Here is a 5,699-nt window from a genome sequence, read left to right on the forward strand (position 1 = left end):
CTGCTCACCGCCGTCGCCGCCGGTGCGGCGGGGCTCGTCCTGGGCGGGGTGGCCGTGTCCGCCTTCGGGTCCGACGAGCCCGCCTCCGCCGCCGACGGCAAACCGGCGGCCGCGCCCCGGCCCACCGCGCCCGGCCGGGCCCCGGACCCCCGGTGGATGTACACGCACCCGGCCGCCGCACCGGCCCCGCTGACCGCGGGTGTCTGGCAGGACGAGCTGCTGGTGCTGACGGACACCGACGGGGCGACCGCCGTCGACCTCCGGACCGGGCGCAAGGTCTGGGAGCGCGCCGACGCCGCAGGCGCCCAGGAGGTCCTGGCGGGCGGGAAGGGCCTCTGCGTCCTGGTGAGCCCGACCGAGTTCCTCTGGCTGTCGCCGGAGGACGGACGGATCGAGCACCGGGTGCGCTTCGCGGACCAGTTCGCCGGCGTACCGGACATGAAGGTGGCCCCGCTCACCGGATCGTCCGGGTCCGTCCTCTGGTTCACCGGCTCCCACACCGTCACGGTGAAGGCGCCCAAGCCGAAGAAGGGCAAGAAGCGCGGCAAGGACACCAAGGCCGTCAAGGCCTACTTCTTCGCGTACGACGTCGTGCTGCGCAAGGAACTCTGGCGGGTGGCCGTCCCCGCGGGCCGGGCACCCGGCACCCCGGCCTACCGGATCACCGCGGTCCGGGACGCCGACCTCGTCGTACGCCAGGACGCCGGCACGCTCACCGCCGCCGATGCCTCGGCCGGCAAGGGCAAGGCCCTCTTCCGCTGCTTCGACCGCGACACCGGGAAGCTGCTGTGGAGCCGGCGCTTCGGCACGGTCGCCGAGGCCGGCGCGGCGGTCGGTGACGGGGAGGGGCGGTTGTACGGCGCGGTGGGCGACGACCTGCAGGCCTTCGATACGGGGACGGGGAAGCCGGTCTGGACGCTGAACGGCACCGCGTCGTCCGTCTTCGGCCCGTCGCTCCCGGCCGGGACGCTGCTCCACACCACGAACCGCAACCAGGAGGTCGGCGCGGTCGAACGGGCGACCGGAAAGCTGCTCTGGCGGCGGTCCACCGAGGTTCCGCTCGGCGGCGACGCCCCCGCGCTCACGCTGAGCGGTGGCGGGAGGACGCTGCTCGCCGCGGACGTCTCCCAGGTGACCGCGTTCGCCGCGGCGGACGGGCGCCGGCTGTGGAAGTTCCAGGACATCGGGGCCCAGGACCCGAAGGGCGCGAAGGTCAGCGCTCCGTACCGGGTGCTGGCCGCCGGGAGCACCGTCGTCGTCCAGCGGGAACGGGCCTTCTACGCGTTCCCCGTGAAGTGACGCGCAGGCAGGCGCGGACCCGCGCCACCGGGGGTCCGCCGTTCGGGGCCCACCCCGGGCGGCACGCCGTGCGGTCCTTGCATCGCCCTGCACCGAGTGGCCGGATGGGTGCGATCCGACCAATTGTGGGGTAGTCCGATTAATCGGTATCACCCCCTGACCCCGGAGGTGATGCCGTGCCGGGCAGAGTCGCACGCGCCCTCTGCACGGCGGCGCTGGCCGCTGTCGTCGCCGCCTCGCCCGCCGTCGCCGAGCCGTCCGGACCGGACCCGGCTCCCGGCCCCGCACCGGCGGCCGGGCCGGCTCCGCAGAGCGTGGCCGGGCTGCTGAAGCAGTTGCAGACGCTCTACCGGAAGGCCGAGGAGGCGGGCGAGCTCTTCAACGGCACCGAGGAGGAGCTGAAGAAGCGGACCGCCGAGGCCGGGAAGCTGCGCGCCGAACTCGCCCTGGCCCGGCAGGCGCTGGACTCCGGACGCCGAAACGCCGGGCGGCTGGCGCGGGACCAGTACCAGGGGCGCACCGGCTTCTCCGCGTATCTGACGCTGCTGCTGGCCGATGACCCGGCCCGTGCCCTTGAGCAGAGCCACGTCATCGAGCGGGCCCAGGCCGGCCGTTCGGCCGTGGTCGACCGGCTGACCGGCGCCGAGCGGCGCGCCGAGGACCTCGCGGCCAAGTCCCGTGCGGCGCAAGCCAGGCAGCGGATTCTGGCGGCCCGCCAGAAGGAGCAGCGCGACACCGTGCGGTCCCGGCTGAAGGGCATCGAGGCGATGCTGGCCTCGCTGTCGGCCGAGCAGCTCGCCGCGCTGTCGGCGCTGGAGGAGAAGAACATCGGCGCGGCCCAGGGCGCACTCGCCGCATCGGGCGCGCTCAGCTCGGTGCGCACTCCCTCCGAGGAGGGTGCCGAGGCCGTCCGCTACGCCGTCGAGCAGATCGGCAAGCCGTACGTGTGGGGCGCGGAGGGGCCGGAGTCCTACGACTGCTCGGGGCTCACCTCGCAGGCCTGGTCCTCCGCGGGCCTGGCCATCCCCCGTACCTCGCAGGAACAGTGGCGCCGGCTGCCGAAGGTGCCGGTCGGCTCGCTGCGCCCCGGCGACCTGGTGGTCTACTTCCCGAAGGCGACGCACGTCGCGCTCTACATCGGCGACGGTCTCGTGGTGCAGGCCCCCAGGCCCGGCGCCACGGTGAAGGTCTCACCACTGGCCTCGAACCCGCTGCTCGGGGCCGTACGCCCCGACCCGGGGAGCGAGTCGCTCGGCGCGTACACACTGCCGGAACTGCCCGAGAGCGCAACCTCTGGCGCGGACACGGGCTACGACGCCCCGGACGCATGAGAGCCGGGCCTCCCCACCGTCCACAGCTGTGTGACGGAATGTGGTGGCCCGGCCCCCGTATGCGCCTGTGTCAGCCCTGCGCGCCCGAGACCTCGGCGAGGTAGGCGTTCGTCTTCTCCGGCTCGAAGAAGAAGTTGTCGAAGTCCGCCGGGTTGTTGAACCCGTTGGCGAACCGGTCCGCGACCGGCTGGAGCTGACCGGCCGCGCCGATCAGGTTCAGCACGTGCTCCGGCGGCGGGCCGAGCATCGCGTTCGTCCACTTCACGACGTGCTGGGTGTTCTCCCAGTGCCGCTCGAACGTGGCCTCCATCCACTCCTCGTCGAACGGCCGGTCGCCGTGCTCCAGGATCGAGTGCAGGTAGGAGTGCGCACACTTGGACGCGGTGTTGGAACCCTGGCCGGTGATCGGGTCGTTGGCGACGACCACGTCCCCCACCCCGAGGACCAGACCACCGCCGGGCAGCCGCCCGACGGGCTTGCGCACGGTCGGGGCGTAACGGCCCGCCAGCGTGGCGTTGGCATCGGTCAGCTCGACCTTGGTGGCGCGTGCGTATTCCCACGGGGTGAACTTCTCCATGAGCTCCAGCGTCTTGGCGAGGTGCTCCGAGGGGTCCTTGATGCCCTGGAACGCGTCGAGCGGGCCGCCGGGGACGCCCTCCCAGAACAGGATGTCCGCGCGGCCCGACGTCGTCAGGGTCGGCATGATGAAGAGCTCACCGACACCCGGGACCAGGTTGCAGCGCACCGCGTCGAACTCCGGGTGCTCGGGCCGCGGGCCCATACCGTGGACGTACGCGACCGCCAGCGCCCGCTGCGGGGCGTCGTACGGCGAACGGGAGGCGTCACGGCCGAACATGGAGACGAGCTCGCCCTTGCCCGCGGAGACCATCACCAGGTCGTACGTGCGGGAGAAGTAGTCGAGGTCGGAGACCGCGGCGCCGTGGATGACGAGCTGCCCGCCGCGCTGGGCGAAGGTCTCCATCCAGCCGGCCATCTTCACGCGCTGGTCGACGGACTGGGCGATACCGTCCAGCTTGCCGACCCAGTCGATGACGCGCGAGGAGTCGGGTCCGGCGACCGAGACGCCGAGGCCCTCGATCCGCGGGGCCTGCGACTCCCAGAAGTTGAGCTGGAGGTCGCGCTCGTGCTGGAGAGCCGTGTGGAACATGCACTGCGTCGACATGACCCGGCCGGACCGGATCTCGTCCGCGGTGCGGTTGGACATCAGGGTGACTTCGTACCCTGCGGACTGCAGTCCGAGGGCGAGCTGGAGACCGGACTGACCGGCTCCGACTATGAGTATCTTCCGCATCGCGGTTCTCCGTTACGTGTGCTGGGTGCGTCTGTCGTTACTCGGGCGCGGTGTCGAGTGCGTGGCCCACCAGGGCGAGCAGCGACTCGACGACGGTGATCCTCTTACGCGCATCCATGATCACAACAGGCACGTGCGGAGGTATTGTCAGGGCCTCCCTGACATCGTCCTCCGCGTAACCGGCCGCCCCTTCGAAGTGGTTGACGGCCACGATGTAGGGGAGGCCGCAGCTCTCGAAGTAGTCGAGCGCCGCGAAGCAGTCGGCGAGGCGACGGGTGTCGGCCAGGACGACGGCGCCGATCGCGCCGCGCACCAGGTCGTCCCACATGAACCAGAAGCGCTGCTGGCCGGGGGTCCCGAAGACGTACAGGACGAGGTCGTCGTCCAGCGTGAGCCGGCCGAAGTCCATCGCGACGGTCGTGGTGACCTTGTCGGGCGTGGCCGTGAGGTCGTCGGTCTCCTCGCTGGCCTGCGTCATCAGTGCTTCGGTCTGCAGCGGGTCTATCTCGGAGACCGAGCCGACGAAGGTCGTCTTGCCCACGCCGAACCCGCCCGCCACGACGATCTTGGTGGCTATCGGTGCGCGCGTGTGGTCGAGCTGCCAGGACTGCACCGACTCCTCGGGCCGGTCCTGCGGCACCCGCTGACGCGGAGTGAAGAGCGGCGCCTCAGAGACGACGGAGTCCATTGAGCACCCTTTCGAGCAGTGCGCGGTCGGGCTGGCCGGTGCCGTGACCGGTGCCGTAGACGCGGATCTTTCCCTGGTCGGCCAAGTCGCTGAGCAGCACCCGGACCACGCCGAGCGGCATCTTCAGCAAGGCCGAGATCTCCGCGACCGTACGCATGCGACGGCAGAGTTCGACGATGGCGTGGAGCTCAGGCATGACGCGCGAGGCGAGGTTGCCGTTCGTGAGCTCGCGGCGCACCTCCGGAGCGTCCAGCGCCGCGACGAACGTCTCGACGAGCAGGACGTGCCCGAAGCGGGTCCGGCCACCGGTGAGCGAGTACGGACGGACCCGTGCGACCTTGCGGTCGGAGCCTCTGACGGGGAGTTTTCGTACGGGTTCGGCAGCTGACGTCACTGGGCGCTCTCCATCGATTTGCGCAGCTCACTGCGGAGTTCGGGGGTGAGTACGTGTCCGGCACGGCCGACGAAGAGCGCCATGTGGTAGGCGACGACGCTCATGTCGCAGTCGGCGGTGGCGTGCACACCGAGGAGGGAACCGTCACTGATCGACATGACGAAGACGCTGCCCTCCTCCATCGCGACCATCGTCTGCTTGACGCCGCCGCCGTCCATCAGCTTGGCGGCGCCTGTCGTGAGGGATCCGATGCCGGAGACGATCGTGGCCAGGTCGGCGCTGGAGCCACGCGGGCCGTCCTGCCGCCCTGAGGCCGTGGTCTTCGCGAGTCCGGGGTCCGAGGAGAGCAGCATCAGCCCGTCGGACGAGACGACGGTGACCGAGTGGACTCCTGGCACCTCCTCCACGAGATTGCTCAGCAACCAGTGAAGGTTCTGGGCCTCGGTGCTCTGCCCGAACGTGCTGGGCGCAGTCAACTGCGTGCCTCCTCGACTGTGTCCCCCGTCTCATCGATTCGACCGTCGGTCCGGTCGTGGTCGCTCTGTGGGCGGCTCTCGCCGATCTCCGCCTCGACATCACGGCGGCCGTCCTTCGCACCCCGGTGGAAACCGCCGAGCCGGCGGCGCAGGTCGTCCTTGTCCAGGCTGCTCCTGCGCTCGGCGGTTTCCACCGGGG

At 71.1% G+C, this 5,699-nt stretch carries 7 protein-coding genes; 2 read left to right on the forward strand and 5 right to left on the reverse strand.

Features of this window, described 5'->3' with window-relative positions; genetic code table 11:
• Both BFF76_RS24495 and BFF76_RS24500 read left to right on the forward strand, forming a co-directional pair.
• The coding region (locus BFF76_RS24495; protein WP_167359527.1) for an outer membrane protein assembly factor BamB family protein at window positions 1–1,299 on the forward strand (1,299 nt) is incomplete at its 5' end.
• A gap of 176 nt (window positions 1,300–1,475) precedes the next feature.
• Window positions 1,476–2,630, forward strand: a complete 1,155-nt coding sequence (locus tag BFF76_RS24500) for a C40 family peptidase (protein ID WP_065849078.1) — start codon at window positions 1,476–1,478, stop codon at window positions 2,628–2,630.
• A gap of 70 nt (window positions 2,631–2,700) precedes the next feature.
• Here BFF76_RS24500 and BFF76_RS24505 read toward each other — a convergent pair whose 3' ends face one another.
• From BFF76_RS24505 to BFF76_RS24525, 5 genes are all read right to left on the reverse strand, one after another.
• Window positions 2,701–3,942: a styrene monooxygenase/indole monooxygenase family protein gene (locus tag BFF76_RS24505; protein ID WP_053930476.1), complete on the reverse strand. Its 1,242-nt coding sequence runs from the start codon at window positions 3,940–3,942 to the stop codon at window positions 2,701–2,703.
• Window positions 3,943–3,979: 37 nt separating this feature from the next.
• Entirely contained in the window at window positions 3,980–4,630 is a 651-nt protein-coding gene (locus BFF76_RS24510) for a GTP-binding protein (RefSeq protein ID WP_031091433.1), read from the reverse strand.
• Window positions 4,611–5,024: a DUF742 domain-containing protein gene (locus tag BFF76_RS24515; RefSeq protein WP_031091432.1), complete on the reverse strand. Its 414-nt coding sequence runs from the start codon at window positions 5,022–5,024 to the stop codon at window positions 4,611–4,613. Before BFF76_RS24515 ends, BFF76_RS24510 begins: the two co-directional genes overlap by 20 nt.
• On the reverse strand, window positions 5,021–5,500 hold the full coding sequence (locus tag BFF76_RS24520; RefSeq protein WP_031091429.1) for a roadblock/LC7 domain-containing protein: 480 nt from the start codon (window positions 5,498–5,500) through the stop codon (window positions 5,021–5,023). Before BFF76_RS24520 ends, BFF76_RS24515 begins: the two co-directional genes overlap by 4 nt.
• A partial coding sequence (locus tag BFF76_RS24525; protein ID WP_141695653.1) for a hypothetical protein occupies window positions 5,497–5,699 on the reverse strand: 203 nt, incomplete at its 5' end. The genes BFF76_RS24525 and BFF76_RS24520, both read right to left, overlap by 4 nt.

This window comes from Streptomyces mutomycini (assembly GCF_001700505.1).
GTDB classification, from domain to species: Bacteria; Actinomycetota; Actinomycetes; order Streptomycetales; family Streptomycetaceae; genus Streptomyces; species Streptomyces mutomycini.